Here is a 26,793-nt window from a genome sequence, read left to right on the forward strand (position 1 = left end):
CGCGAGGTGCTTACCGTCGAGGGCTATGAGCACTTTTCGAACGGCTTTCTTGCCGGATGCAACGTCAGTATCGGTGTCCGTTTCCGCGCCGGAGTCATCGGCCGGACCGACTTTCCCGTCCGCTGGTTCCTCGACCTCCGTCGTGCCGTCCGGGCGATGGGGGAGGCGGGAGCGGGAGCGAGTGCGGGAGTGGAAACGCGAGCGGATGCGGGCCCGAGCCGCGGTGATCTTCGGTACCGATCCGAAGGGTGGTGCGGGGGCGTATACGGGGGCGGAGAGAGGTTCCGGCGCGGGGAGAGCTGCCGATGTGGGGAGGGGCGCCGGCGGGGGGAGAGGCGTCGGTTCGGAGAGGGGCAGCGATCCGGGTGCTGGACCGGACGCGCACGGGCTTGGCGTGGAGGGGCTCGGTGCGGACGGGGGTGACGCGGATGGGGGCTCCGCGGACGGGGTGGGCCCGGGTGGTGGCGGTGTGGGCGGTCCAGTTGCTCCGAGCGCTTCGAGAGTTCTGAGGGCTTCGAGGGCTTCGAGGGCTTCGCGTGGCCTGAGCGGCGGTCGCGGTCCGTTCGATGCGGGGGACAAACCGTCGTATGCGCACCGTGGTCCGCCGCCGCGCGAACACGATCCGTCGTATGCCCGCCGGCCGGGGCGTTGGTGGCCGGCGGTGCGTGAACGGCTGCCGTTATGGCTGCAGTTACGGTGCGGCACGGACCCGAAGGCGTTGGCCGCGTTGGCCCTGGTGCTGGTCGTGGCCGTGGGGTTCGCCGTCCAGCACTTCTGGGTGGCACGTCCGGAGCCGGTGCGTGCGCCGGATGCCGAGCGGACGGTTGTGGCGCCCGGCCCCGGCGCCCGCTCGCCGGCCCCGCCGTGGTCGTCGGCGCACGCCTCGCCCCAAGGCTTGGCGGCGGGTGGACCACCGGGTGGCGCGGGCCGGATGGTGGTCGTGGACGTTACGGGGAAGGTCCGTCGACCTGGGATTCACCGGCTGCCTGCGGGTTCTCGGGTGACCGATGCCTTGGAGGCGGCGGGCGGGGTGTTGCGTGGGGCGGACCTCCGCGGCTTGAACCGCGCGCGGCTGCTGACCGACGGTGAACAAATCGTGGTCGGTGAGGAAGGCACCGGCGCCGCGGGTGGCGCGGGCAGTGGTGGGCAGACCGGGGCCGGTGGTGCGGCAGGTGCGGGAGGTGGTGCGGGCAGCGGGGTGCCGGGCCTGATGAGCGGGCCGCTGAGTCTCAGTACGGCGACGGAGCAGCAGCTCGATGCCCTGCCTGGCGTGGGCCCGGTCCTGGCCCGCCACATCGTCGAATTCCGCACCCAGCACGGCGGGTTCACCTCGGTGGACCAACTTCGGAAGGTGACCGGAATCGGTGAGCGTCGGCTCGCCGACCTGCGCCCCTTGGTGGCGCCATGACGTCGGCTCGGGAGGATGAGACCTCTGCTCGTGGGGCTGTGACCTGTGGAGCTGTGGCCCGTGGAGCCATGGCCTCGGCGGACGGTGGGGCGACGGGATGCGCCGCGGGCGAGGGGCGGGAGGGCTCGTCATCCGGTGCGGTGGGGGCATACCTGGACGGCCATCAGGGAGGCTCGTCGTACGGCGCGGCGGAGGCGCATCAGGAGGGTCCCGCTGACCTGCGGCTGGTCGGGCCTGCGCTGGCGGCATGGGTGGCGGCAGCGGTCGCCCTGGGCGCGCCCGGTAGCGCGGTGGCCGTCGGCTGTGCGGTGGCCGGGGCGGTTGCGGTACTCGCGCTGTGGCGGGCCCGGGCGCTCGCGTTGGGGGACGGCGGCCGGTTCGCGTGGGGTCGAGGCTTGGTACGCGGCCGGTCCGCGGGGGCTCTCGTGGCGCTGGCGGCGGTGTTGCTCTGTGCAGCGGCAGGGGCCGCGTCCGCCGCGTTGCACGCCGCGGACGTACGGCGCGGGCCGCTGCCCTTCTGGGCTCAGCGGTATGCCCAGCTCACGGTGGACCTGGAGGTGACCGACGATCCCCGGATGACCCGGCCCAAGGTACGCGGCTCACAACGGACGCCGCCGGCACTGGTGTTCACCGCCGACGCCGTCCGCGTTGCAGCGCCGGACGGCACGGCCACCGCCGTCCGCACCCCTGTGCTGGCCGTCGTGCAGCAGCGCAGAGCCTCGGGTGCGAAAGAGGCAGGTGATGAGGGTAGTGAGAGCGATGCAGGTGATGTGGGTGATGCGAAGGGAGCGGGGTCGGGGCGGCGGGCAGACGGGGGTCGGGGCGGGCTGTCGCCGGAGTGGCGGGGGCTGCTGCCGTCGACCCGTATCCGGGTCGTGGCGCGTGCCGCCCCGCCGCTGCTGGCGGCGGACCGGATGGCCGCGGTGCTGCGGGTCACCGCCGACGGGCCGCCGACCGAGGTCGGGCCGCCATCCGCCCTCCAGCGACTGGCCGGCAGCCTGCGTGCCGGACTGCGCGAGGCGACCGACGGGCTGAGTCCGGACGCGCGTGCGCTACTGCCCGGCCTCGTCGTGGGCGACACCTCGCGGGTGCCGCCGGATCTCGACGACGCCTTCAGCGCCACCGACCTGACGCATCTGCTCGCCGTCTCCGGGAGCAATCTGACCATCGTGCTCGCCCTGCTGATCGGCCCACCGCACCTCGCCGGCCAGGCCGAACGTCGGGGATTGGCACGGCATCTGGGGCTTTCGCTGCGCGGTACCGCCCTGGCCGGTGCGGCGCTCGCGCTCGGCTTCGTCGTCGTGTGTCGCCCGGACCCGAGCGTGTTGCGGGCCGCCGCCTGCGGACTGATCACGTTGCTCGCCATCGGCACCGGGCGCCGCCGCTCGCTGCTCCCCGCGCTCGCCGCCGCCGTGCTGCTGCTGGTCCTCTACGACCCCTGGCTCGCCCGGAGATACGGCTTCCTGCTGTCCGTCCTGGCGACCGGCGCGTTGCTGCTACTCGCTCCGCGCTGGAGCGCTGCCCTGCAACGTCGCCGGATGCCGCCACGGCTCGCCGAGGTGATCGCCGCCGCGGCCGCCGCCCAGGCGGTCTGCGCACCCGTCGTCGCGGTGCTCGCGGCGCGGGTGGGGCTGGTCGGTGTGCCCTGCAACCTGCTCGCCGAACTGGCGGTGGCTCCGGCGACGATCCTGGGCTTCGCGGCGCTCGCCATTGCCCCCGCCGCCCTGCCGGTCGCCAAGGCGCTGGCGTGGTGCGCGGGTTGGCCGGCCGAGTGGATCGCCGGTGTCGCCCGTACGGGGGCGGAGCTGCCGGGTGCGGAGGTCGGTTGGCCCGGCGGCTGGGAGGGCGGGCTGCTGCTCGCCGTCGCCACCGTGGTGCTGCTGGCGGTCGGCCGCCGGGCGTTGCGCCGTCGCTGGCTGGGTGTGCTGTGCGCGTTGGCCCTGGTGCTGGCGGTGTGCCGGCCCGCGCCGCTGACCCGTGTACTGACGGGCTGGCCGCCGCCGGACTGGCGGGTCGTGGCCTGCGATGTGGGTCAGGGGGACGGATTAGTGCTGGCGGCCGGTGACGGTACGGCGCTGGTGGTGGACACCGGGCCCGAGCCCCGGGCCATCGACCGCTGCCTGACCGGACTGGGCGTCCACCGGATTCCGCTTCTTCTCCTGACGCATTTTCACGCCGACCATGTGGACGGCCTGCCCGGAGTGTTGCGTGGCCGTTCGGTCGGTGCGATCGAGACCACGACGCTCCAAGCGCCGGATGGACAGGCGAAGTTCGTACGGCGAGTGGCGGCGGGTGCCGGGGTCCCCGTCCTCCGCGCCGTACCGGGGGAGCGGCGTCACCTGGGTCCCCTCACGTGGGAAGTCCTCTGGCCGGTCACCTCCCCGCTGACGCCACAGGCGGAAGCACCGCCAGGGGGAGATGCGATGCAACGGCAGCAGTCCCGGTTGGACCCGTCGATGCCGGTATTGGCGGCCGGTGACGGTGAGTTCTCCGGGCCCAACGACGCCAGCGTCACCCTGCTCGTTCGGACGGGTGGGCTGACCGTCCTGCTGCTTGGTGATCTTGAACCGCCGGCTCAACAGGAATTGTTGAGCGCCCATCCGGAGCTGGCGGCCGTTGACGTCCTGAAGGTTGCGCATCACGGCTCTGCCTATCAGGACCCGGAGTTGATACACCGTCTGATGCCCCGGATGGCCCTGATCTCTTGCGGCTCCGAAAATCCGTACGGACATCCCGCGCCTCGCACCATTGCGGCGCTGCGGGCCGGCGGCACGCTGGTGCTGCGTACGGACATCGACGGCGCCATCGCGGTCGTCGGCACTCCCGGCAGGCTCTCCGCGGTGGTTGGCGGACGCCGGTCCAGAGGCCGGTCGTCCCGGGGCCGGTCGTCCAGCGGGCGGCTCGGCGGGCGGCTCGGTGAGCGGCGGCGTAGAGGCCGGGGCAGTGGTCGGTACGGCAGCCCTTTTGAGTCCCACCGAATATGAAGATCCGTGCAGCTCACAGAGAAGTGTGCGGCAGGCTGGGAATTCGAGCGGCACGTGCAGAGCTGCGCGAGAGGTGGAGAGCCGTGCGACGCGAAAGGTGGAGGGCTGTGCGACACATGGAGAGGAAGAACATCTGATGGACGATGTCGCTGCCGATGCCTACCTCAGGCGAATATCCGCTGACCGACCGACCGTCCCTGACGCGGAGGCGTTGCGTGCGCTGCAACTGAGCCATCTGCGGGCCGTGCCGTTCGAGAACCTCGCCATTCATCTGGGTGAGGAGATCGTGCTGGCGGAGCAGCCGCTGTTGGACAAGGTCGTCGGCGCCGGTCGAGGTGGGTTCTGTTACGAGCTCAACGGCGCCTTCGCGGCACTGCTCAGAGCACTGGGTTACGAGGTCGAGTTGCTGTCGGCGCGGGTGTTCGGGCCCGAGGGACTGGGGGTTCCGTATGACCATCTCGCGCTGCGGGTGCACACGCCCACGGGACCCTGGCTCACGGACGTCGGCTTCGGGCGGGGCAGCCACTATCCGTTGCGGTTCGACAGCGCCGCGGACCAGAACGATCCCGGGGGTGTTTTCCGGATAGCGGAGACGCCGGAGGGCGACCTCGACGTCTACCGGGACGGGCAACCGCAGTACCGCCTGGAACAACGACCGCGCGAGCTGTCCGACTTCGAGGTGGGGTGCTGGTGGCAGCGCACGTCGCCCCTGTCGCATTTCAGGCGGTCGCTGGTCTGTTCACAGCTCACGGAGACCGGTCGGGTCACGCTGTCCGGGCGCGCGTTGGTGATCACCGGTGCGGATGGCACTCGGGAGGAGCGCGAGTTGGACGCGGACGAGGTCCTGCAGGCGTACCGCACCCACTTCGGCATCACGCTGGCCCGGGAGCCGATCCTGGTGAGTGCGTGAGTGCGTGAGTGCGTGAGTGCGTGAGTGAGCGACTGAGCGACTGAGCGAGGGTGGGCGCGGCGGCGGGAGGTGGGGGTGGGGCGGGGGAGGGGGAAGGGGAGGAGGGCTACTCGGTCTCGAGCCAGCCTTCGTATTCCGTGGCGAGGGCGTGCAGGCGAGCGGGGTCGTAGGCGGCGTCGGGGTCCTCGACCACGACCAGCCACTGCGCGTCCTCGGCGTCGTCCTCGCCGGCCAGGGCGTCCCGTACCAGCTGGGGTTCCTCGGTGACGCCGAAGCGTTCGGTCAGAGCCTCGGCCACCTCTTCGGCGGCGTCGCGGTCGGGGAGGACGAGTACGTGGCGGCTGTGGTGGGTGTCGTTCACCGGTCCATTGTCGGGTAGCGGTCGGCGGCGAGGCTTCGCCGGACGAGCCCTGGCTCCGGCCGCGGCCAAGCCCGCTCACGCCCTCGCTCCGCCGAGGCGATCGGGCTGGTTGATCTTGGGGCGGGCGGGTTTGTCAGTGGGGCGTGGGATGCTGGGACGCGATGGCCAGGAAGACAGCTAACGACGATCCGCTCGCCCCCGTCACGATCGCGGTGGGGCAGGAGGAACTGCTGCTCGATCGCGCGGTGCAGCAGGTGGTGGCCGCTGCCCGGGCGGCTGACGCGGACACGGATGTGCGGGACCTCGCTCCCGATCAGCTCCAGCCCGGCACCCTCGCCGAGCTCACCAGTCCCTCGCTCTTTGCCGAGCGCAAGGTCGTGGTGGTGCGCGCTTCCCAGGACCTGTCCGCGGACACCATCAAGGACGTCAAGGCGTACCTCGGTTCGCCAGCCGAGGAGATCACCCTGGTGCTGCTGCACGCCGGCGCAGCCAAGGGCAAGGGACTGCTGGACGCGGCCCGTAAGGTCGGGGCGCGCGAAGTGGCCTGTCCCAAGATGACCAAGCCGGCCGACCGGCTCGCCTTCGTCCGTGGCGAGTTCCGGGCTACCGGCCGCTCCGCCACGCCGGAAGCCTGCCAGGCACTGGTGGACGCCATCGGTAGTGATCTTCGTGAGTTGGCCTCGGCTTGCTCGCAGTTGGTCGCCGATGTCGAGGGCACGATCGATGACGCCGTCGTCGCGCGCTACTACACCGGCCGGGCCGAGGCGTCGAGCTTCACCGTCGCCGACCGGGCAGTCGAGGGTCGGGCCGCCGAGGCGCTGGAGGCACTGCGCTGGGCGATCGCGACCGGTGTTGCCCCCGTGATGATCACCAGTGCGCTGGCGCAGGGCGTCCGGGCCATCGGCAAGCTCGCCTCCGCCCCGCGCGGCGCCCGCCCCGGCGACCTCGCCCGCGATCTGGGGATGCCGCCCTGGAAGATCGACCGGGTCCGGCAGCAGATGCGCGGGTGGTCGGCGGACGGTGTCGCCACGGCGCTACGTGCGGTGGCCGAGGCCGATGCGGGGGTGAAGGGCGGTGGGGACGATCCCGAATACGCCCTGGAGAAGGCCGTGGTGACGATCGCGCGGGCGGCCCGCTCGCGGTAGAGACGCGTGCGGTAGAGACACGCGGTACAGGCAACGCGGTAGGGGGCGAGGAAGAAGCCGCGGCAGAGGCCGAGGCGGTGTGGGAGCTGCGGGGTAGCGCGCGGCACCATCCCGCCGCCCGCCGCCCGCCGCCCGCCGCCCGCCGCCCGCCGCCCGAGCGTCGCCCAGTGCCTCACCGCGTGCACGCGCACGCACAACACGCGCGCCCAGGCTCGGCCGCCCTGCGGCCTCACCCCACAGATCATCCCTTCCCCCCTTCCCCTCGTCCCCCATGCCTCCCCACCCTCATCGCCGCAGGTCGCCGCCTCATCCTCAGCCCGTAGCCGCTTTAAAGGTTTTCTTCGCGCTGGATTCAGCATGGTGGCGATCTAGGAGGGGCCGGCGGCTTCACGCGGCTGCTGCTCGTCGCGTAGCTGGACCAGGTCGACCGGTACACCCTGGTGCGCACTGGTATGCCGGGGGTGCCTGGTGTGCCCGGCAGTCGTAACCGCCCGGCCCCTGGTCTGGTACTGGCGGGGCGCCCGGTGGGGACCCGCGGGCCCGGCTGGGCGTAGCGATTCCGTGGAAGGGCACCGGGGGCCGCGGTGCAGGAGCCGGGCCGCAGGCGGGAGGCTGTGGCCCGGACAAGGGATAGTTCTGGTCCCCGGTAGTGGATGTGGCGGCAGAGGAGTGGAGGACTCCGGTGCCGGATCCGGCTCGGAGTGTTCGGCAATCGCCGCCCGGTGCAAGGCCCCACGCCCAACGAAGAACCCCGCCCCGCCCGGAAAAGGGCGGTGACGGGGTTCTTCGTATCCAGTTTGGATGGCTGCTCGGCGGGTTGAGTACCGCGAAGGAGCCGGGTGCGCCGCACCCGCGTGGCGAACGCAGGCCGTGTGCGGCGCGGTGGTGCACCGACAGGGAGCGGAGAGAGGGGCCGCTGGGTCCCTGGACGGCAGGGTGACCGCGTCAGGCGCGGTCAGGCAAAGGGTCAGCCCTTGAGAGAGGCGACCTTCTTGGCCAGCGCCGACTTCTTGTTGGCGGCGTTGTTCTTGTGCAGAACACCCTTGCTGACGGCCTTGTCGAGCTTCTGGGACGCCAGGGCCTGCGCGGCGGTGGCCTTCTCCAGGTCACCGGCCTCGATGGCCTCACGGGTGCGACGGATCGCGGTCTTCAGGGAGGACTTGGCAGCCTTGTTGCGCTGACGAGCCTTCTCGTTGGTCTTGATCCGCTTCATCTGGGACTTGATGTTCGCCACGAAAGAGCCTTTTCAGGTTCGTTGGAATTTCGAGTTGCGCCGCGCGCTAGAGAGGGCACGAAGCGCAGTGGGTCAGGCTACCAGGAGGGTTTACGGGCTCCCAAACCGGGCCTCGATCCCGGCCCGGGCCGCGCACCTGCGACCGCACCGCCCGTACAGACGATCGCGCCGCCCGCGCAGAAGGGCTGCACCTCCTAGGCAGAGGGCTGCACCGCCCGGGCAGAGGGCCGCACCGCCCGACTCAAGCGCGACAGCCGCCCGGCCCAGGGCTCATACAGGCAGGCCAGGGGCTCATGCCGCCCGGCCCCAGGGGCGCACCGCCGCCCGGCGCGAGGTCCGCGCCGCCGTCCGGCCCGGAGGCCACGGGGCCGCACCGCCCGCACCCGCCCGGATGACCGCTCCGTTCCGCCAGCACCGTGAGTCCCCCCACCCCACCCCGGACCCGCCGCCCCACCGGACCCCGACCCGGCCCGATCCAACCCGGCCCCGGCCTCGACGCTGACCCCGCCCCGGACGCCCGAACCGCCTCACCCCCGGCGCTCATGGGACGATGGGGAGACATCACAAGACCGAGTCCCGCCTACCCGCGTTCACTGAATGGACCCTGCGTGCCCGCGACCCCTACGAACGTGCCGGAGCCGAGCCGTACCGATCCGGCGCTCCTCCGTAACTTCTGCATCATCGCGCACATCGACCACGGCAAGTCGACGCTCGCCGACCGGATGCTCCAGCTCACCGGTGTCGTCGACCAGCGGCAGATGCGCGCGCAGTACCTCGACCGCATGGACATCGAGCGCGAGCGCGGCATCACGATCAAGTCCCAGGCGGTCCGGCTGCCCTGGGCGCCGTCCGAGGGTGAAGAGGGAAGTGGGACCACCCACATCCTGAACATGATCGACACCCCGGGTCACGTCGACTTCACCTACGAGGTGTCCCGCTCCCTGGCCGCGTGCGAGGGTTGCGTCCTCCTCGTCGACGCCGCCCAGGGCATCGAGGCCCAGACCCTCGCCAACCTCTACCTGGCGATGGAGAACGACCTCACGATCATCCCCGTCCTCAACAAGATCGACCTGCCGGCCGCGCAGCCCGAGAAGTTCGCCGCCGAGCTGGCGAACCTGGTCGGCTGCGAGCCCGAGGACGTCCTGAGGGTCTCCGCCAAGACAGGCGTCGGCGTGCCCGAGCTGCTGAACAAGGTCGTCCGCGAGGTGCCGGCCCCGGTCGGCGTCAAGGACGCCCCCGCCCGCGCGATGATCTTCGACTCGGTCTACGACGCGTACCGCGGTGTCGTGACGTACGTGAAGGTCGTCGACGGCACGCTCAGCAAGCGCGAGCGCATCAAGATGATGTCCACCGGCGCCGCGCACGAGCTGCTGGAGATCGGCACGAACTCGCCGGAGATGAAGGCGGCCGACGGGCTGTCCGTCGGCGAGGTGGGCTATCTGATCACCGGGGTGAAGGACGTTCGGCAGTCCAAGGTGGGTGACACGATCACCCAGCTCACCAAGGGTGCGGTGGTGCCCCTCGGGGGCTACAAGGACCCCAAGCCGATGGTGTTCTCGGGGCTGTACCCGCTCGACGGTTCGGACTACCCCGAGCTGCGCGAAGCGCTGGACAAGCTCCAGCTCAACGATGCCGCGCTGGTCTACGAACCGGAGACCTCGGCGGCCCTGGGCTTCGGTTTCCGCGTCGGCTTCCTGGGCCTGCTGCACCTGGAGGTCATCCGGGAGCGCCTGGAGCGCGAGTTCGGCCTCGATCTGATCGCGACCGCGCCCAACGTGGTCTACCGCGTGGAGATGGAGGACGGCACCGAGCACACCGTCACCAACCCCAGCGAGTTCCCGACCGGCAAGATCGACGTGGTGCACGAGCCGGTCGTCCGGGCCACGATCCTGTCGCCCAGTGAGTTCATCGGCGCGATCATGGAGCTCTGCCAGACCCGCCGCGGTTCGCTGATGGGCATGGACTACCTCTCCGAGGACCGGGTCGAGATCCGCTACACCCTGCCGCTCGCCGAGGTCGTCTTCGACTTCTTCGACCAGCTCAAGTCCAAGACCCGCGGCTACGCCTCGCTGGACTACGAGCCGACCGGTGAGCAGACCTCCGACCTGGTCAAGGTCGACATCCTGCTGCACGGCGACAAGGTCGACGCGTTCTCCGCGATCACGCACAAGGACAAGGCGTACGCGTACGGCGTGCGGCTGGTCGCCAAGCTGCGCGAGCTGATCCCGCGGCAGAACTTCGAGGTGCCGATCCAGGCCGCCATCGGTAGCCGGGTGATCGCCCGCGAGACGGTCCGCGCCATCCGCAAGGACGTCCTCGCCAAGTGCTACGGCGGTGACATCTCCCGTAAGCGGAAGCTGCTGGAGAAGCAGAAGGAAGGCAAGAAGCGGATGAAGATGGTCGGCAGCGTGGAGGTCCCGCAGGACGCCTTCATCGCGGTGCTGTCCTCGGACTCCGACGGCGAGAGCAAGGCGAAGAAGTAGCGGACGCAGAACGCACGCCGCGGGGCGCCGGTTCCTACGGGACCGGCGCCCCGCGGCGTGTCGGGGCCGGTCGCACGTGCTGCCGGCGACTTTCCGGTCAAGCGGGTGTCATGTGCACCTATCGCTCGGGTCACATCGTGAACCAGTCGGGTGCAGCCCCTTACATGGCGGCGTCACGCGTTCTAGTCTGATCACTGCTCAAAGGTTACTCGCGAGTCACCAGCAACGAAGCGGGCCCCGGAGGACGCCGTGACCGACACTCACACGCTGATCGACAACCGGCCGCCTTCAGTGGCGGCCCTGTTCCTGGAGCGGGTCGCGGCCACACCGGACGCCGAGGCATACCGCTACCCCGTCCCCCCGGCCGCCGGCACAGGACCGGACGACTGGAGGGTGCTGACCTGGGCCGACGCCGCCGAGCGGGTGCTCGCCGCGGCCGCCGGACTGATCGCGCTCGGCGTGCACCCCGAGGAGCGGGTGGCACTGGCCGCCAACACCCGGGTGGAGTGGATCCTCGCCGACCTCGGCGTGCTCTGCTCCGGCGCCGCCACCACCACCGTCTACCCCTCCACCAGCGCCGAGGAGACCGCCTTCATCCTGGCCGACTCCGGCAGTCGGGTGCTGATCGCGGAGAACGCCGGACAGCTCGCCAAGGCTCGTGAGAAGCGCGCCGAGCTGCCCGAACTGGCGCACGTCGTGGTCATCGACGAGGCCGACGCACAGCCCGTCGAGGACGACCCGGAGGGCTGGGTGCTCTCGCTCGCCGAGCTGGAGAAGCGCGGCACCGCCTATCTGGAGAAGCACCCGGAGTGCGTCGAGGAACGGGTCGCCGCGCTCCGCTCCGACCAGTTGGCCACCTTGATCTACACCTCCGGGACCACCGGCCGCCCCAAGGGCGTCCGGCTGCCCCACGACTGCTGGGCGTACATGGCCCGCGCCATCCAGGCGACCGGGATGGTCACCGCGGACGACGTGCAGTACCTGTGGCTGCCGCTGGCGCACGTCTTCGGGAAGGTGCTGACCGCCGGGCAGATCTCCGTCGGCCATGTGATCGCGGTGGACGGCCGGGTCGACAAGATCATCGAGAATCTGCCGGTGGTCCGGCCGACCTACATGGCGGCCGTCCCGCGGATCTTCGAGAAGGTCTACAACGGCGTCGCGGTCAAGGCCCGGGAGGGCGGCGGCGCCAAGTACAAGATCTTCCAGTGGGCGGCCGGGGTGGCCCGCGAGTACGCCAAGGCATCCCAGGACAACTTCCGGCGCACCGGCAACGCCTCGGTGCCGTTCGCGCTGGCCGCCAAGCACAAGGTCGCCGACGCCCTGGTCTACGCCAAGCTGCGGGACGCGTTCGGCGGCCGGCTGCGCGCCGCCATCTCCGGCTCGGCCGCCCTCGCCCCGGAGATCGGCTTTTTCTTCTCCGGCGCCGGCATCCACATCCTGGAGGGCTACGGCCTGACGGAGTCCAGCGCCGCCAGCTTCGTCAACCCCGGTGAGGCGTACCGCACCGGCACGGTCGGCAAGCCGCTGCCCGGCACCGAGGTGCGGATCGCCGAGGACGGCGAGATCCTGCTGCGCGGCCCCGGCATCATGCAGGGCTACCACGGCCTGTCGGACAAGACCGCCGAGGTCCTGGAGGAGGACGGCTGGTTCCACACCGGCGACATCGGCGAGCTGTCCCCGGACGGCTACCTGCGGATCACCGACCGCAAGAAGGACCTGATCAAGACCTCCGGCGGCAAGTACATCGCGCCCGCCGAGGTGGAGGGCCAGTTCAAGGCGGTCTGCCCGTTCGTCTCCAATGTGGTGGTGCACGGCGCCAACCGGAACTTCTGCACCGCCCTGATCGCCCTGGACGAACCGACCATCCTCAAATGGGCCGAGGAGCACGGCCTGGGCGGCAGGACCTACGCCGAGGTCGTCGCCACCGACCAGGTCCGCACGCTGATCGACGGCTACGTGGAGCGGGTCAACGAGGGGCTCCAGCGCTGGCAGCAGATCCGCAAGTTCCGGCTGCTGCCGCGCGACCTGGACATCGAGCACGGGGAGATCACCCCCAGCCTCAAGATCAAGCGGCCGGTGGTGGAGCGGGCGTTCAAGGACCTGCTCGACGAGATGTACGCCGGGGCGCGGGAGGCGTAGCGACGGGGGCGGGGCGGCCCAATGCGCGAGCGAACCCGAGGGCGTGGCGGGGGCGGTCCGGGCGGACTCCGGCCGGACCGCCGGCCAACTGTCGTGCCGCGTCAGCCGAATTGACCCCTCTGACCACGCACTTCCGTGACTCACCGTTTATGGGTCGGCTCGTTCTGTCACTCTGGCGGTGGCGCATCCGGCGCCGCTGGGGAACTGCTCGGGAGTTGCTCAATGAGGATGACAACTTCGGCCGGACGGAACGACGTTGCCGGGGCCGCTGCCCGCTCCCTGCGGGCCACGCTGCCCGGCGACCCGCGGGCCGCGGCGGCCGCGCGACAGTTCGTCCGGACCGCCTTCGCGGACTGGACCGAGCGGCGGCTGCCCGGTGCCGACCGGCTCACCGACCGGTTGGCGGACGAAGCGGTACTGCTGGTCAGCGAGTTGGTGACCAACGCGGTGGTGCACGCGGGCACCACCGTCGAGCTGCTGTGCCGGCTCGACCCCGCCGAGGAGCCGGTGCCGCACCTCGACGACCCCCCGGACGCCGTCCCCGAGGAACCGCCCCGCCCCGGCCTGGTCGTCGAGGTCTCCGACCGGCACCCCACCCAGCCGGTGCGGGCCCGCGAGGACACCGGGGCGTACGAGGGCGGCGGCCACGGGCTCCGGCTGATCAGCGCGGTGGCCGAAGCCTGGGGCGTCACCTACCGGCGGTCGATGAAGACGGTGTGGTTCCGGCTGCCGGTCGGCGGCCCGGACGTCGCCTGGCCGGAGCCGGAATCCCCAGCGGACGCCTACGACGCCTGCGATGCCTACGACGCCTATGAGACCTGCGACGCGTATGACGCCCACGGCACCTGCGATGCCTACGGCGCGCACCACACCTACGGCGCCCTCGACGACCAGAGGTTCCGGCGGGAACTGCGGGCCTCCGAACTCCTCGCCCCGGTACCGCGCCGTGCCGCCCCGCCCGAGGACCGCCCCGTACGGGACCGCGGCGGAGTCGACAGCGGTGCGCTGTCCTTCCTGGCCGAGGCGTCCGACCTGCTCTCCGGACAGCTGGACGCCGACCAGGTCGCCTCGCTTGCCTGCCAACTGATCGTCCCGCGGCTCGCCGACTGGTGCGCGGTATGGCTCCACGACGGCGACGGCGGCGCCCCCGGACGCGGTCTCACCGAGGACGGCGAGGCGCCGCGGCTGGCCAGGGTCTGGCACCTGTCCGAGGGCCGGATCGACTCGCTGCGGACCGCCCTGGAGAAGGAACCGCCGGGCCGGTGGGCCGACGGCGCCACCGACCACCGTCCGGCCCCGGTGCCCTGGCCCTGGCCGCACGAACCGACCGACCGCGAGCCCGACGGCGCGGCCCTGGCCTGCCCCCTGGTCGCCGGCGGCCGTCGGCTCGGCACCCTGCTGCTCGGCCGGGCCGGGCTGCGGCGCTTCCCCGGCGAGGTGGTCGCGCTCACCGAGGACCTGTGCCGCCGGGCCGCCCGCGCGGTGGCCACCGCCCGCGCCTACAGCCGCCAGGAACGCATCAGCCGGGTCCTCCAGCGCCGGCTGCTGCCACAGGGGCGGGCCCAGGTGCCCGGCGTGGCGTCCGCGGTGGTCTACGAGCCGCGCGAGGGCGCCTGGGCCGGCGGCGACTTCTGGGACCTCTTCGACGCCGGCGACGGCCGCTGGTGCTTCGCCCTCGGCGACGTCTGCGGCAGTGGTCCCGAGGCCGCCGCGGTCACCGGGCTGGCCCGGCCGGTGCTGCGGCTGCTGGCCCGCGACGGCTTCGGTGTCGCCGAGGTCCTCGACCGGCTCAACAAGACCATGGCCCGGGAGGCCGCGGACTCCGTCGCCGCGGTCGCGGCGGCGGTGGCGGCGGCCGGCGCGGGCGCCGAGGCCCCGGTGGAGATCCGCGAGGAGGGCGAGCAGGCCCGTTTCCTCTCGCTCCTCTACGGCGAGATCGTCCCGTACCGCGGCGGTTCGGGCGGTGCCCGCTGCACCCTCGCCAGCGCCGGCCACCCGCTGCCGCTGGTCCTCGGCGCCGACGGCGCGGTCCGGGTCGCCGCGGCCCCGCAGATGCTGCTGGGCGTCGTCGAGGACGCGTCGTACGTCAGCGAGTCCTTCGACCTCTGCCCCGGGGAGACGCTGCTGTGCGTCACCGACGGGGTGACCGAACGCCGTTGTGGCCGGCGGCTCTTCGACGACGAGGACGGGCTGGCCACCGCGCTCGCCGCGACAGCCGGGCAGAGCGCCGAAGCCATCGCCGAGCACATCCGCCGCACGGTGCACGCCTTCGGGCCGACCCCGCCCGACGACGACCTGGCGCTGATGGTGCTCCAGGCGGCGGGCGGGTGCCCGTAGGCGGGTGGTCGCAGGCGGGTGCCCGTAAGGGGAGGTCGAACAGGTCCCGTAGGGGGTGCGAGGCCCCCCTGCGGGGCCACAACCGGGCGGGCGGGGGCGGTATTCCGGATCCCGGGCAGTCGGTGCCGACCACCGGAGGGGCCCGGGGCGCCCCTCAGAGCGGCGCCCGTCGGGCGTCTCCGGCCGCCCGCCGACCGGCCGCCCGCCCGATCGCCGACCGCCCGATCGCCGAGCGCCCGACCGACGACAGTCCGCCCGCCGCCCGCCGAGTGCCCGCTCGCCGCTCGCCGCTCGCCGCCCGCCGACCGCCCGACCGCTGACGCCCGATCGCCGACCGCCCCCGGCACTCCGCTCACCGCCTCCATCCGGACCGCGGCCCGCCTCCATCCGGGCCGCGGCCCGGCACCGTCCGGCATGACGGACAATGGACCCCATGCCTTCCGCACTGCCAGATGGTGAGCCGATGCCCGAGGACGGGGCGCTGCCCCGCCATGCGCTGACCGGTGCCGCCCAGCGGCCCCTCGGCTTCTATCTGCACGTGCCGTACTGCGCCACCCGCTGCGGCTACTGCGACTTCAACACCTACACCGCCAGCGAGCTGCGCGGCCCCGGTGGCGCCCTGGCCTCCCGTGAGACCTACGCGGACACCCTCGTCGAGGAGGTCCGGCTGGCCCGCAAGGTGCTGGGCGACGACCCCCGCCCGGTCGAGACGGTCTTCGTCGGCGGCGGCACCCCGACCCTGCTGCCCGCCGCCGACCTCGGCCGGATGCTGGCTGCGCTGCGCGACGAGTTCGGCCTGGCGCCCGACGCCGAGATCACCACCGAGGCCAACCCGGAGTCGGTCGATCCGCGCTATCTCGCCGAGCTGCGCGCGGCCGGCTTCAACCGCATCTCCTTCGGCATGCAGAGCGCCCGGCAGCACGTCCTGAAGATCCTCGACCGCACGCACACCCCGGGCCGTCCCGAAGCCTGCGTCGCCGAGGCCCGCGCGGCCGGCTTCGCGCACGTCAACCTCGATCTGATCTACGGCACCCCCGGCGAGTCCGACGACGACTGGCGGGCCTCCCTCGACGCCGCCACCGGCGCCGGCCCGGACCACATCTCCGCGTACGCCCTGATCGTCGAGGAGGGCACCCAGCTGGCCCGCCGGATCCGCCGCGGCGAGGTCCCGATGACCGACGACGACGTACACGCCGACCGCTACCTGATCGCCGAGGAGCGCCTCACCGCCGCCGGCTTCTCCTGGTACGAGGTCTCCAACTGGGCCACCACCGAGGCCGCCCGCTGCCGCCACAACGAGCTGTACTGGACCGGCGCGGACTGGTGGGGCGCCGGCCCCGGTGCCCACAGCCACGTCGGCGGCGTCCGCTGGTGGAACGTCAAGCACCCCGGCGCCTACGCCCAGGCCCTCGCCGAGGGCCGCTCCCCGGGCGCGGGCCGGGAACTGCTCGCCACCGAGGACCGCCGCGTCGAGCGGATCCTCCTGGAACTCCGCCTCGCCGCCGGCTGCCCGCTCTCCCTCCTCGCCCCCGCGGGTGCCCGCGCCGCCGCCCGCGCGGTGGCCGACGGCCTCCTGGCGCCCGGGCCCTACGAGGAGGGGCTGGCGGTGCTGACGCTCCGCGGGCGGCTGCTCGCGGACGCGGTGGTGCGCGACCTGGTGGACTGACCGTTCCGACCGCTCTGACCGCTCTGCCCGCGCTGACTGCCCGCTCCGACCGCTCTGCCCGCTCCGACCGCCCCGCCGACGCCCCGGCGGTCACCGCCGGGCCAACGGCTCAAGGGCCAACCGATCAAGGCTCAGCCGATCAAGGGTCAGCGGCTCAAGGATCAACGGACGTCAGTGGGTCAGCGGGTAGGACGTCCGGCCCGACGCCGTGTCGATCTCGTCGTGGGCCTTGGTCAGCAGCTGCATCGCCAGATCGTTGAGGGCTCTGGCCCCCGCGACCTCCTCGCCGACCCGGGGCTGATTCCCGTCGGCCGGGTGGCGGCTGGCATAACCATGGGACCGCACCTCGGTCCCATCGGGCAGCCGTACCAGCGCGGCGGCCCGGGTGCGGTGGGTGTCCTCCTCGAATTCCATCTCGACATGCCATCCGACAGCGGTCTTCAACATGGCGGTCACCTCCGGAATCGCTGCTACCAGAGTGCGCTCACCGCCGGCCCGGCGCACGGTGTGCCACCAGGGGCGCACACCGCCCCCAAGGGCCCTCAGCGGCCGTCCGTCCCCTCCGGCGCCGTCACGAAGTCGATGAGTTCCTCCACCCGCCCCAGCAGCGCCGGCTCCAGGTCCTTGTAGGACCGCACCCGGGACAGGATCCGCTGCCAGGCCGCGCCGGTGTTCTCCGGCCAGCCCAGCGCCCGGCACACCCCGGTCTTCCAGTCCTGACCCCGGGGGACCTGCGGCCACGCCGCGATGCCCACCGAGGACGGCTTCACCGCCTGCCAGACGTCGATGTACGGATGGCCGACGACCAGCGCGTGCGCACCGGTCACCGCCGACGCGATCCGGGACTCCTTCGAGCCGGGGACGAGGTGGTCCACCAGTACGCCGAGACGGGCGTCCGGACCGGGCGAGAACGCATCGACGATCGCCGGGAGGTCGTCGACGCCCTCCAGGTACTCCACGACGACACCCTCGATCCGTAGGTCGTCGCCCCAGACGCGCTCCACCAACTCCGCGTCGTGCCGCCCCTCCACATAGATGCGGCCGGCCCGGGCGACCCGGGCGCGTGCCCCTGGCACCGCGAGCGAACCGGACGCGGTGCGCGCCGGGCCGTTCGACGCCGGCCGGCCCTGCGGCCGGACCAGGGTCACGGTCCGGCCCTCCAGGAGGAAGCCGCGCGGCACCATCGGGAACACCCGCTGCTTGCCGAAGCGGTCCTCCAAGGTGACCGTCGGGCCCTCGGCCGTCTTCTCGCACCGCAGGACCGCGCCGCAGTAGCCCGTCACCACCTCCTCGACGACCAGCCCGGGGTCGGCCGGCACCTCCGGCGCCGGCTTCGGCTTCTTCCAGGGGGGAGTGAGGTCGGGGCTGTAGTGCCTGCTGTGCATGCGGGTCTGCTTCCCTACAGGTCGGCGGGGCGGCGGGTCGGTGGGGTCAACGGGCTTGCGGGGCTGCTGGGCGACGGGCCCGGGAGCCAAGGGGGCGGCCCGGCCGGGCGGGGCGGGCCGCCCGAGGGCTCGGCGGCCCGGCGGCCGGGCCAACGGGCCTCGCCTCAGGGGGAGTCGACGCCGAAACGGGCTGCCAGGGCATCGCGCTGGGCGCGGACGAAGCCGGCGTCGACCACCGCGCCGTGGCCCGGCACGTACAGCGCGTCCTCGCCGCCCAGCGCCAGCAGCCGGTCCAACGCGGCCGGCCACTGCCCGGGCAGCGCGTCGCGGCCCGCCTGGGGCTCTCCGGACTCCTCGACCAGGTCGCCGCAGAAGACGATCTCCCGCTCGCCGGCCCGGCCGGGCACCAGGACGGCCAGGTCGTGGGCGGTGTGCCCGGGGCCGACGTTGGCGAGCAGCACCTCCCGGTCGCCGAGGCCGACGGTCAGCTGCCCGTGCACGTGGTGGTGCGGGACGACCAGCAGGTCCGCGGCCTCCGCCGCGGCGTCCGGGTCCACACCGTGCCGCACCGCGCTGTCCCGCAGCGCGTCCTTGCTGTGCCGCAGCAGCTCGTCCAACCCGGTCGCGCCGAACACCTGCACCCCCGCGAAGGCCGCGGTGCCCAGGACATGATCGAAGTGCGGGTGGGTGAGCGCGACATGCGTCACATCGCGGCCCAGTACGGCGCGGACGGTGCGGCGCAGTTCCGCCCCGGCGCCGATGGTCGCGCCGGTGTCGACGATCAGTACGCCCTCCGAGCCGGCGACCACGCCGATCGTCTCGTCCCAGCCGGGCATCCGACGCCGGGTGACACCGTCCCCCAGCCGCTCCCAGCCCGCCTCTTCCCACGTGATACCCATACCGAGACGCTAGCCTCTGCCGGCACCTTCCCGCCTGCCTTCCCCGCGCGAGCGCGCACCGGGCGGACGGCGGGAGGGCAGCGGCAGGGACCGGCGCCCCGCGACAACGTCGCCCGTCACCCCGCCCCCGCACCCGGCGGAAGCGGCCGGGCGGCGGCGCCATAGGGGTGCTGCCCCGGGTGCGGATCAGGGGCCGTGGCGGGGCGGGATCGGGGTTTCCTCGGGGAGGGATCAGGGGGCTCTCAGGGTCGGCCCGGGGGTCGGATTCCGCGGCTGTGGGTAAGTCCTCAGTGCGCCGGCCCTTGCCGCATCCGCGCTACCCGGCCGTACACTGGCTCCGGGTTTGGCACTCGGCCCAGGTGAGTGCCAGGAGTGACGACACGGCGGAACGGCCGACTGGAGGTGGCGGAATGCTCAGCGAACGCAGACTGGAAGTGCTGCGCGCCATCGTCCAGGACTACGTCGGGACGGAGGAGCCGGTCGGCTCCAAGGCACTCACCGAGCGCCACCAGCTGGGGGTCTCCCCGGCCACCGTCCGCAATGACATGGCGGCCCTGGAAGACGAGGGCTTCATCGCCCAGCCGCACACCAGCGCCGGGCGGATCCCGACCGACAAGGGCTACCGCCTCTTCGTCGACAAGCTGGCCGGCGTCAAGCCGCTGTCCGTCCCCGAGCGGCGGGCGATCCAGAATTTCCTGGACGGCGCCGTCGACCTGGACGACGTGGTGGGGCGCACGGTGCGCCTGCTGGCGCAGCTGACCCGGCAGGTGGCGGTGGTGCAGTACCCGTCCCTGACCCGGTCCACGGTCCGCCACGTCGAACTGCTGGCACTGGCCCCGGCCCGGCTGATGCTGGTGCTGATCACCGACACCGGACGCGTCGAGCAGCGACTCATCGACTGCCAGACGCCGTTCGGCGAGACGTCCCTGGCGGACCTGCGCGCCCGGCTCAACAGCCGGATCGTCGGCCGCCGTTTCGCGGACGTCCCGCAGCTGGTGCAGGATCTCCCGGAATCCTTCGAACAGGACGACCGGGCCACCGTCTCGACAGTACTGTCGGTACTGCTGGAGACTTTGGTGGAGGAAACCGAAGAGCGGCTGATGATCGGCGGCACCGCCAATCTGACGCGCTTCGGGCATGATTTCCCCTTGACCATCCGGCCGGTGCTGGAAGCCCTTGAGGAGCATGTGGTGCTGCTCAAGCTGCTCGGGGAGGCCAAGGACTCGAGCATGACCGTACGCATCGGGCATGAGAATGCTCACGAGGGCCTGACGTCCACCTCGGTCGTCACCGTCGGATACGGTTCGGGCGACGAGGCCGTCGCGAAATTGGGCGTGGTCGGACCGACCCGCATGGACTACCCCGGAACGATGGGAGCGGTACGCGCAGTGGCACGTTACGTCGGACAGATCCTCGCGGAGTCGTAAGTGGCCACGGATTACTACTCGGTCCTCGGTGTCGGTCGGGACGCCTCGCAGGACCAGATCAAGAAGGCGTTCCGGCGGCTGGCGCGCGAGCTGCACCCGGACGTGAACCCGGACCCCAAGACCCAAGAGCGGTTCAAGGAGATCAACGCCGCCTACGAGGTCCTGTCGGATCCGCAGAAGAAGCAGGTCTACGACCTCGGCGGCGACCCCCTCTCGCAGACCGGCGGAGCCGGCGGCGCGGGCGGCTTCGGCGCGGGCTTCGGGAACTTCTCCGACATCATGGACGCGTTCTTCGGCACGGCCTCGCAGCGCGGCCCGCGCTCGCGGACCCGCCGCGGCCAGGACGCGATGATCCGCCTCGACATCGAGTTGGGCGAGGCTGCGTTCGGCACGACCAAGGACATACAGGTCGACACCGCCGTCGTCTGCACCACCTGCAGCGGTGAGGGCGCGGCGCCGGGCACCTCCGCGCAGACCTGTGACATGTGCCGCGGCCGCGGTGAGGTCTCGCAGGTCACCCGGTCCTTCCTGGGTCAGGTCATGACCTCCCGGCCGTGCCCCCAGTGCCAGGGCTTCGGCACCGTCGTCCCGACGCCGTGCCCCGAGTGTGCGGGCGACGGGCGGGTCCGCTCCCGCCGCACCCTCACGGTCAAGATCCCGGCCGGTGTCGACAACGGCACCCGGATCCAGCTGGCCGGTGAGGGCGAGGTGGGCCCCGGTGGCGGTCCCGCCGGCGACCTCTACGTCGAGATCCACGAGCTGCCCCACTCGGTGTTCCAGCGGCGCGGGGACGATCTGCACTGCACGGTCACCATCCCGATGACCGCGGCGGCCCTGGGCACCAAGTGTCCGCTGGAGACGCTGGACGGGGTGGAGGAGATCGACGTCCGGCCCGGCACCCAGTCCGGCCAGTCGATCCCGCTGCACGGTCGAGGCGTGACCCACCTGCGCGGCAACGGCCGGGGCGACCTGATCGTCCACGTCGAGGTGCAGACTCCGAGCAAGCTCGAACCCGAGCAGGAGGAACTGCTGCGCCGGCTGGCCAAGCTGCGCGGCGAGGAGCGCCCGCAGGGTCAGTTTCAGCCGGGTCAGCAGGGGCTGTTCTCCCGCCTGAAGGACGCCTTCAACGGGCGGTAAGCACACCGTTCGGGGCGGGGTCCGGGGAGTTCTCCGCGGCCGCCGCCCCGGTTCGGGGTACGGCGCGGGGCGTGACACGATGTGTGCATGCCCACCGCGCTCACCGATTTCTGCCGCCACCCCATCGTGCAGGCCCCGATGGCGGGCGGTGGCTCCGGACCCGAGCTGGCCGGCGCCGTCTGCGAAGCCGGCGGACTCGGCTTCCTGGCCGCCGGCTACAAGACCGCCGACGGCATGTACCAGGAGATCAAACAGCTGCGGGGGCTGACCCGCCGCCCCTTCGGCGTCAACCTCTTCATGCCGCAGCCCGCCCTGGCCGACACCTCCGCCGTCGAGGTCTACCGCGAGCAACTCGCCGGCGAGACCGCCTGGTACGAGACCGAGCTCGGTGACATCAACGGCTCCTCCGACGACGGCTACGAGGCCAAGCTCGCGATCCTCCGCGACGACCCGGTGCCGATCGTCTCCTTCACCTTCGGCTGCCCCACGCGGGCGGTCCTCGACGCGTTCGCCAAGGTCGGTACGTACACCGTCGTCACGGTCACCACCGCCGCCGAGGCGCAGGCCGCGCAGTGGGCGGGGGCGGACGCGGTGTGCGTGCAGGGCGTCGAGGCGGGCGGCCACCAGGGCACCCACCGGGACGATCCGCACGCCGACGGGACCGGCTCGGGGCTGGGGCTGCTGGCGCTGCTCACCCAGGTCCGGGAGACGGTGCAGATCCCGGTGATCGCCGCCGGCGGGCTGATGCGCGGCTCGCAGATCGCGGCGGTGCTGGCCGCCGGTGCCTCGATGGCGCAGCTGGGCACCGCCTTCCTGATCACCCCCGAGTCCGGCGCCAACCCGCTGCACAAGCAGGCGCTGACCAACCCCCTCTTCACGCATACCGAGTTGACCCGGGCGTTCTCCGGCCGACCGGCCCGCGGACTGGTGAATCGTTTCCTGCGGGAGCACGGCCCGTACGCGCCGGCCGCCTACCCCGCCGTGCACTACCTCACCTCCCCGGTCCGCAAGGCCGCCGCCAAGGCCGGCGACGCGCAGGGGATGAACCTCTGGGCGGGGCAGGGACACCGACTGGCGCGGGAGATGCCCGCCGGGCAGCTGGTGGAGGTGCTCGCCGCCGAACTGGCGGCCGCCCGCGCCTCGTTGGGCCTGGGTGGCCCGGACTACGGCATCGGCGGTGCGGTGTGACCGCGCCCGTTTTCCTCGTCGATTCGCTCGCCGGCGTACGGGCCGGGGGCACGCTGACCCTGGACGGTCCCGAGGGCCGGCACGCGGTGTCGGTGCGGCGGCTGCGGGTCGGTGAGGAGGTCGTGCTGACGGACGGCGCCGGGACCGGCGCCGAGGGCACGGTCGCCGCCGTCGAGGGCAAGGACAGGCTCACCGTCGCCGTCACCGGACTGCGCACCGAGGAGCCGCCGGTGCCCACCCTCACCGTCGTGCAGGCGCTGCCCAAGGGCGACCGCGGGGAACTGGCCGTGGAGACCATGACGGAGACCGGGGTGGACGCCATCGTGCCGTGGTCCGCGGCGCGCTGCGTCACCCAGTGGAAGGGCGAGCGGGCCGCCAAGTCGCTGGCCAAGTGGCGCGCCACGGCCCGGGAGGCGGGCAAGCAGTCCCGCCGGCTGACGTTCCCGCGCGTCGCCGACCCGCTGTCCACCAAGCAGGTCGCCGCGCTGCTCGCCGATGCCGACTTCGCCGCCGTCCTCCATGAGGAGGGCAGCACCCCGCTCGCCACCGCCGCACTCCCCACCGAGGGGTCGATCGTGCTGGTCGTCGGCCCCGAGGGCGGGGTCTCGCCGGAGGAGCTGGCGGCCTTCGCGGAGGCGGGCGCCAAGCCGTACCGCCTGGGCGCGAGCGTGCTGCGGACCTCCACGGCCGGGACCGCGGCGACCGCCCTGCTGCTGGGTCGCACCGGCCGCTGGAGCTAGGTCCTGTCCGGTGGATCAGTCGTATTCCCGTCGTCGAACTCCCGCCTGCCGGGCGGCATTTGGACGGACCGGGGTCTGCCCGGTGGATCACGGCCGGTTCCGCGGCTGATCCACCGGACAGGGCCTACGGGAGGGGGGCGACGGCCCCGGGCCGCCGGCCGCAGAGCGCCCCGCCGTCGTGATCAGCTCCGCGAGGGCGCCGGCGTGCGCGGATATTCGCCCCTCGGACGGGGGTTGGGGCGGTGCGGGATACAGTCGTCGCCGTGACTCAGCAACCTGCGGTTCCCCAAGGCTGGTATCAGGATCCTTCCGGCGCACCGCTGTTGCGCTGGTGGGACGGGTACCGCTGGACCGAACACACCCAGGCGCCGGTGTCGGCGCCCGCGCCGGCCCCCGCCCCCGCACAGGCGCCGCCGCAGCAGTACGCGCCGCAGGCCCCCGTCCAGCAGCAGCCGCAGGTTCCCGCTCAGCAGCAGCCCTATGCCCCGCAGGCCCCGGCGCAGCAGCAGCCCTACCCGCCGCAGGCCCAGGCCCAGCAGCAGCCGTACCCGCCCCAGCAGCAGTACGCCCCGCAGGCCGCCGTCCAGCAGCCGCAGGCCCCGGTCCAGCAGCAGTACCCGCCGCAGGCCCCCGTGCCGCAGCAGCCGTATCCGCCGCAGGCCCAGCAGCCGCAGCAGCCGTATCCCCCGCAGGCCCAGCAGCCGCAGGTTCCCGCCCAGCTGCAGTACGCGCCCCAGATGCCCGGGCAGCAGCAGTACCCGCCGATGGGCGGCGGTCCGGAGGCGCTGCTTTCGGCCGAGGTGCTCGCGGTCAACCAGGACTTCAAGTGGGTTGACATCACCACCAGTTACTCGGTGCTGGACCGCCAGGGCAACGAAGTGGGGTCGGTCGCCGAGGTCGGCCAGAACGCCGCCCGCAAGGTGATGCGCTTCGTCAGCAACATGGACCGTTACCTCTCCCGGCGGTTCGAGATCCGGGATCCCGCCGGTGTCCCCTTCCTCGTGCTGAGTCGGGGCACCAAGGTGCTCAAGGCGAAGGTGGACGTCGCCCGCCCGGACGGGACGCCGGTCGGCGAGATCATCCAGGACCGGGTGGTCACCTTCGGCAGCTTCGACCTGATCGTCAACGGCGGCACCGTCGGCCACATCCAGGCGAGCTGGAGCGCGTTCAACTTCACCATCACCGACCACACCGGTGCCGAGGTGGCCAGGATCGGCCGTTCGCTGCTGGACCGCGTCCTGGATGTCACCTTCGGGGCCGATTACTACTACTACGAGGTGCTGCGCCCGATGGCGGAGCCGCTGCGCTCCATGTCCCTGGCGGCCGCGCTCACCATGGACACCCTGCTCAAGCCGGACGCGGACGGCGACGCGTAACGGCGTGCCGGCCGGCCCCAAGGACCGACCGGCACACCGTCGTTGGCACGTCAGCCGAGCAGCTCGGCCTGGAGCGTGATGTTCTTGACGCCCGCCAGCGCCTGGCTGACCGGGCAGTTCTTCTTGGCGTCCTCGGCCGCGGCCTGGAAGTCCGCCTCGGACAGGCCGGGAACCCGGGCCTTGACGGTGAGCACGATGCCGGTGATGCCCTCGCCCGGCTGGAATGTGACGTCGGCTCGGGTGTCCACGGCCTCGACGGTGAAGCCCTTGCCGGCCAGGCCGTGCGAGAACGCCATCGAGTAGCAGGAGGAGTGGGCCGCCGCGATCAGTTCCTCGGGGCTGGTCTTGCCGCCGGGCTGCTCCGAGCGGGCGGGCCAGCTCACGTCGTAGCTGCCGATCTTGGAGGACTCCAGGGCGACGGTGCCCTTGCCCTCCAGGAGGTTGCCTTCCCAGTGGGTGGCGGCGGTGCGTGTGGTTGCCATGGTGCATAACTCCCGTTTGTGGGGCCAATGCGGTCTGGAAGATCAGCTTAGGGTCTGCCGGGCCGCGAACCGGGCGACCGGCACCGGGCCGCCTCCGGCCGCCTCCGATCGGCCCCCGGTCGGTCCCGGGGACCGGCCCCCGGGGCCGCCCGGGGTGATCGGCTAGCATCCGGAGGGCGTACGCACGATGCGTGTCGCGCGACCCGGGAGGAGTCCACCGGTGGCGGGAGAACCGCAGGCCGACTGCCTGTTCTGCAAGATCGTGGCGGGGGAGGTCCCGGCGACGATCGTCCGCGAGACCGAGACCACCGTCGCGTTCCGCGACATCAACCCCCAGGCGCCGACGCACGTCCTGGTGATCCCCAAGGTCCACTACCCGAACGCGGCGTCGCTCGCCGCCGCCGAGCCGAAGGTGATCGCCGACATACTGGGCGAGTCCCGCGAGGTCGCGGCCGCGGAGGAGATCGAGGAGACCGGCTACCGGGTCATCTTCAACACCGGCGCCGGCGCCGGCCAGACCGTCTTCCACGCCCACCTGCACGTCCTCGGCGGCCGCGGCCTCCAGTGGCCCCCCGGATAACGAGCCATGTCAGTACGCGAACTGGTCGTCCTCGGGACCGCCAGCCAGGTCCCCACCCGGCACCGCAACCACAACGGCTATCTGCTGCGGTGGGACGGCCAGGGGCTGCTCTTCGACCCCGGTGAGGGCACCCAGCGCCAGATGTTGCGGGCCGGGGTCGCCGCCCACGACATCAACCGGATCTGCATCACCCACTTCCACGGCGACCACTCGCTGGGCCTGGCCGGGGTGATCCAGCGGATCAACCTCGACCGGGTACCGCATCCGGTGACCGCCCACTACCCGGCCAGCGGTGAGCGGTTCTTCGAGCGGCTGCGGTACGCCACCGCCTACCGCGAAACGGTCCGGATCGCCCAGCGGCCGGTCTCCACCGACGGCGAACTGGACCGCGCCAAGGGGTACGTCCTGACGGCGCGCAAGCTCTCGCACCCGGTCGAGTCGTACGGCTACCGCCTGACCGAGCCGGACGGCCGGCGGATGCTGCCCGACCGGCTGGCCGCCCACGGCATCGCCGGACCGGACGTCGGCCGCATCCAGCGGGCCGGCGAACTGAACGGCGTCACCCTCGACGAGGTCAGCGAGGCGCGGCCCGGCCAGAGCTTCGCCTTCGTCATGGACACCCGGCTGTGCGACGGCGTCCATGCGCTCGCGGCGGACGTGGACATGCTGGTGATCGAGTCCACCTTCCTCGACGAGGACGTCCAACTGGCCGAGGAGCACGGGCACTTGACTGCCGGCCAGGCGGCCCGGGTGGCCGCCGACGCCGGGGTGCGGCACCTGGTGCTGACGCACTTCTCGCAGCGTTACGCCGACCCCGCGGACTTCGAGCGGCAGGCGCGTGCGGCGGGCTTCACCGGTGAACTCACCATCGCCAAGGACCTGCTGCGGGTGCCGCTCCCCAAGAGGCGCTGA

21 protein-coding genes are annotated in these 26,793 nt (G+C 72.4%); 15 read left to right on the top strand and 6 right to left on the bottom strand.

The genetic code is table 11. The annotated features are described in order from the left end of the window. Positions 1–931 precede the first annotated feature (931 nt). From ACFVT2_RS32760 to ACFVT2_RS32770, 3 genes are all read left to right on the top strand, one after another. Positions 932–1,408 (top strand): helix-hairpin-helix domain-containing protein, encoded by a 477-nt coding sequence (locus tag ACFVT2_RS32760; RefSeq protein WP_390023891.1) that lies wholly within the window; start codon positions 932–934, stop codon positions 1,406–1,408. 68 nt (positions 1,409–1,476) lie between these two features. Then, positions 1,477–4,392: a ComEC/Rec2 family competence protein gene (locus ACFVT2_RS32765; protein ID WP_390023842.1), complete on the top strand. Its 2,916-nt coding sequence runs from the start codon at positions 1,477–1,479 to the stop codon at positions 4,390–4,392. A gap of 136 nt (positions 4,393–4,528) precedes the next feature. Beyond that, a complete protein-coding gene (locus ACFVT2_RS32770; RefSeq protein ID WP_390023844.1) occupies positions 4,529–5,302 on the top strand; it encodes an arylamine N-acetyltransferase in 774 nt (257 codons plus the stop codon). Positions 5,303–5,408: 106 nt separating this feature from the next. Here the strand turns inward: ACFVT2_RS32770 and ACFVT2_RS32775 are convergent, their stop codons facing one another. Then, a complete protein-coding gene (locus ACFVT2_RS32775; RefSeq protein ID WP_390023846.1) occupies positions 5,409–5,663 on the bottom strand; it encodes a hypothetical protein in 255 nt (84 codons plus the stop codon). A gap of 161 nt (positions 5,664–5,824) precedes the next feature. On the opposite strand from ACFVT2_RS32775, the gene holA reads away from it, so the two are divergent. Next, positions 5,825–6,808 (top strand): DNA polymerase III subunit delta, encoded by a 984-nt coding sequence (gene holA, locus ACFVT2_RS32780; RefSeq protein ID WP_390023848.1) that lies wholly within the window; start codon positions 5,825–5,827, stop codon positions 6,806–6,808. A 967-nt stretch (positions 6,809–7,775) separates the two neighbouring features. Here holA and rpsT read toward each other — a convergent pair. Further along, positions 7,776–8,042: a 30S ribosomal protein S20 gene (rpsT, locus tag ACFVT2_RS32785; RefSeq protein WP_390023850.1), complete on the bottom strand. Its 267-nt coding sequence runs from the start codon at positions 8,040–8,042 to the stop codon at positions 7,776–7,778. Positions 8,043–8,650: 608 nt separating this feature from the next. Here rpsT and lepA point away from each other — a divergent pair. From lepA to hemW, 4 genes are all read left to right on the top strand, one after another. Further along, positions 8,651–10,525, top strand: coding sequence for a translation elongation factor 4 (gene lepA, locus ACFVT2_RS32790; protein ID WP_390023851.1), 1,875 nt, complete (start codon positions 8,651–8,653; stop codon positions 10,523–10,525). A 249-nt stretch (positions 10,526–10,774) separates the two neighbouring features. Beyond that, entirely contained in the window at positions 10,775–12,664 is a 1,890-nt protein-coding gene (locus ACFVT2_RS32795) for an AMP-dependent synthetase/ligase (RefSeq protein WP_390023852.1), read from the top strand. 228 nt (positions 12,665–12,892) lie between these two features. Beyond that, positions 12,893–15,001: a SpoIIE family protein phosphatase gene (locus ACFVT2_RS32800; protein ID WP_390023893.1), complete on the top strand. Its 2,109-nt coding sequence runs from the start codon at positions 12,893–12,895 to the stop codon at positions 14,999–15,001. 433 nt (positions 15,002–15,434) lie between these two features. Continuing rightward, on the top strand, positions 15,435–16,667 hold the full coding sequence (gene hemW / locus ACFVT2_RS32805; RefSeq protein ID WP_390023853.1) for a radical SAM family heme chaperone HemW: 1,233 nt from the start codon (positions 15,435–15,437) through the stop codon (positions 16,665–16,667). A 171-nt stretch (positions 16,668–16,838) separates the two neighbouring features. On the opposite strand, the gene ACFVT2_RS32810 is transcribed toward hemW, so the two are convergent. The 3 genes from ACFVT2_RS32810 to ACFVT2_RS32820 all read right to left on the bottom strand — a co-directional run bounded on the left by ACFVT2_RS32810 (position 16,839) and on the right by ACFVT2_RS32820 (position 18,951). Continuing rightward, on the bottom strand, positions 16,839–17,114 hold the full coding sequence (locus ACFVT2_RS32810; RefSeq protein ID WP_390023855.1) for a DUF1876 domain-containing protein: 276 nt from the start codon (positions 17,112–17,114) through the stop codon (positions 16,839–16,841). Positions 17,115–17,209: 95 nt separating this feature from the next. Continuing rightward, the gene (locus ACFVT2_RS32815; RefSeq protein WP_390023857.1) at positions 17,210–18,052 is read right to left on the bottom strand and encodes a DUF3097 domain-containing protein; all 843 of its coding nucleotides are present in this window, start codon (positions 18,050–18,052) and stop codon (positions 17,210–17,212) included. 164 nt (positions 18,053–18,216) lie between these two features. Continuing rightward, positions 18,217–18,951: an MBL fold metallo-hydrolase gene (locus tag ACFVT2_RS32820; RefSeq protein ID WP_390023859.1), complete on the bottom strand. Its 735-nt coding sequence runs from the start codon at positions 18,949–18,951 to the stop codon at positions 18,217–18,219. Positions 18,952–19,361: 410 nt separating this feature from the next. Here ACFVT2_RS32820 and hrcA point away from each other — a divergent pair, with 410 nt between their 5' ends. The 5 genes from hrcA (at position 19,362) to ACFVT2_RS32845 (ending at position 24,819) form a co-directional block, all read left to right on the top strand. Next, a complete protein-coding gene (gene hrcA / locus ACFVT2_RS32825) occupies positions 19,362–20,378 on the top strand; it encodes a heat-inducible transcriptional repressor HrcA (RefSeq protein ID WP_390023861.1) in 1,017 nt (338 codons plus the stop codon). Then, positions 20,379–21,515 (top strand): molecular chaperone DnaJ, encoded by a 1,137-nt coding sequence (gene dnaJ, locus ACFVT2_RS32830; RefSeq protein WP_390023863.1) that lies wholly within the window; start codon positions 20,379–20,381, stop codon positions 21,513–21,515. It begins immediately after the preceding gene. An 87-nt stretch (positions 21,516–21,602) separates the two neighbouring features. Continuing rightward, positions 21,603–22,703: a nitronate monooxygenase gene (locus tag ACFVT2_RS32835; RefSeq protein ID WP_390023865.1), complete on the top strand. Its 1,101-nt coding sequence runs from the start codon at positions 21,603–21,605 to the stop codon at positions 22,701–22,703. Further along, complete coding sequence (locus tag ACFVT2_RS32840; RefSeq protein ID WP_390023867.1) at positions 22,700–23,443, top strand: 16S rRNA (uracil(1498)-N(3))-methyltransferase; 744 nt, start codon at positions 22,700–22,702, stop codon at positions 23,441–23,443. The genes ACFVT2_RS32835 and ACFVT2_RS32840 overlap by 4 nt, the downstream gene beginning before the upstream one ends. A gap of 263 nt (positions 23,444–23,706) precedes the next feature. Continuing rightward, positions 23,707–24,819: a phospholipid scramblase-related protein gene (locus ACFVT2_RS32845; RefSeq protein ID WP_390023869.1), complete on the top strand. Its 1,113-nt coding sequence runs from the start codon at positions 23,707–23,709 to the stop codon at positions 24,817–24,819. A gap of 50 nt (positions 24,820–24,869) precedes the next feature. Here ACFVT2_RS32845 and ACFVT2_RS32850 read toward each other — a convergent pair whose 3' ends face one another. Beyond that, positions 24,870–25,301 carry an OsmC family protein gene (locus tag ACFVT2_RS32850; protein ID WP_390023870.1) on the bottom strand — a complete coding sequence of 144 codons (432 nt, stop codon included), beginning with the start codon at positions 25,299–25,301 and terminating at the stop codon, positions 24,870–24,872. Between the two features lie 220 nt (positions 25,302–25,521). Between ACFVT2_RS32850 and ACFVT2_RS32855 the strand changes: the two genes are divergently transcribed. Then, positions 25,522–25,881 carry a histidine triad nucleotide-binding protein gene (locus ACFVT2_RS32855; protein WP_390023872.1) on the top strand — a complete coding sequence of 120 codons (360 nt, stop codon included), beginning with the start codon at positions 25,522–25,524 and terminating at the stop codon, positions 25,879–25,881. Positions 25,882–25,887: 6 nt separating this feature from the next. Continuing rightward, on the top strand, positions 25,888–26,793 hold the full coding sequence (locus ACFVT2_RS32860) for a ribonuclease Z (RefSeq protein WP_390023874.1): 906 nt from the start codon (positions 25,888–25,890) through the stop codon (positions 26,791–26,793).

It is taken from the genome of Streptomyces sp. NPDC058000, from assembly GCF_042886435.1.
In the GTDB taxonomy this organism is placed as follows: Bacteria; Actinomycetota; Actinomycetes; order Streptomycetales; family Streptomycetaceae; genus Streptomyces.

Excerpts from the sequence above, each read along its gene's own strand:
- ACFVT2_RS32760 (WP_390023891.1), top strand. The coding sequence starts at position 932 with ATGGTGGTCGTGGACGTTACGGGGAAGGTCCGTCGACCTGGGATTCAC.
- ACFVT2_RS32765 (WP_390023842.1), top strand. The coding sequence starts at position 1,477 with ATGGCCTCGGCGGACGGTGGGGCGACGGGATGCGCCGCGGGCGAGGGG.
- ACFVT2_RS32770 (WP_390023844.1), top strand. The coding sequence starts at position 4,529 with ATGGACGATGTCGCTGCCGATGCCTACCTCAGGCGAATATCCGCTGAC.
- holA (WP_390023848.1), top strand. The coding sequence starts at position 5,825 with ATGGCCAGGAAGACAGCTAACGACGATCCGCTCGCCCCCGTCACGATC.
- ACFVT2_RS32800 (WP_390023893.1), top strand. The coding sequence starts at position 12,893 with ATGACAACTTCGGCCGGACGGAACGACGTTGCCGGGGCCGCTGCCCGC.
- hemW (WP_390023853.1), top strand. The coding sequence starts at position 15,435 with ATGCCTTCCGCACTGCCAGATGGTGAGCCGATGCCCGAGGACGGGGCG.
- ACFVT2_RS32810 (WP_390023855.1), bottom strand. The coding sequence starts at position 17,114 with ATGTTGAAGACCGCTGTCGGATGGCATGTCGAGATGGAATTCGAGGAG.
- ACFVT2_RS32815 (WP_390023857.1), bottom strand. The coding sequence starts at position 18,052 with ATGCACAGCAGGCACTACAGCCCCGACCTCACTCCCCCCTGGAAGAAG.
- ACFVT2_RS32820 (WP_390023859.1), bottom strand. The coding sequence starts at position 18,951 with ATGGGTATCACGTGGGAAGAGGCGGGCTGGGAGCGGCTGGGGGACGGT.
- hrcA (WP_390023861.1), top strand. The coding sequence starts at position 19,362 with ATGCTCAGCGAACGCAGACTGGAAGTGCTGCGCGCCATCGTCCAGGAC.
- ACFVT2_RS32835 (WP_390023865.1), top strand. The coding sequence starts at position 21,603 with ATGCCCACCGCGCTCACCGATTTCTGCCGCCACCCCATCGTGCAGGCC.
- ACFVT2_RS32850 (WP_390023870.1), bottom strand. The coding sequence starts at position 25,301 with ATGGCAACCACACGCACCGCCGCCACCCACTGGGAAGGCAACCTCCTG.
- ACFVT2_RS32860 (WP_390023874.1), top strand. The coding sequence starts at position 25,888 with ATGTCAGTACGCGAACTGGTCGTCCTCGGGACCGCCAGCCAGGTCCCC.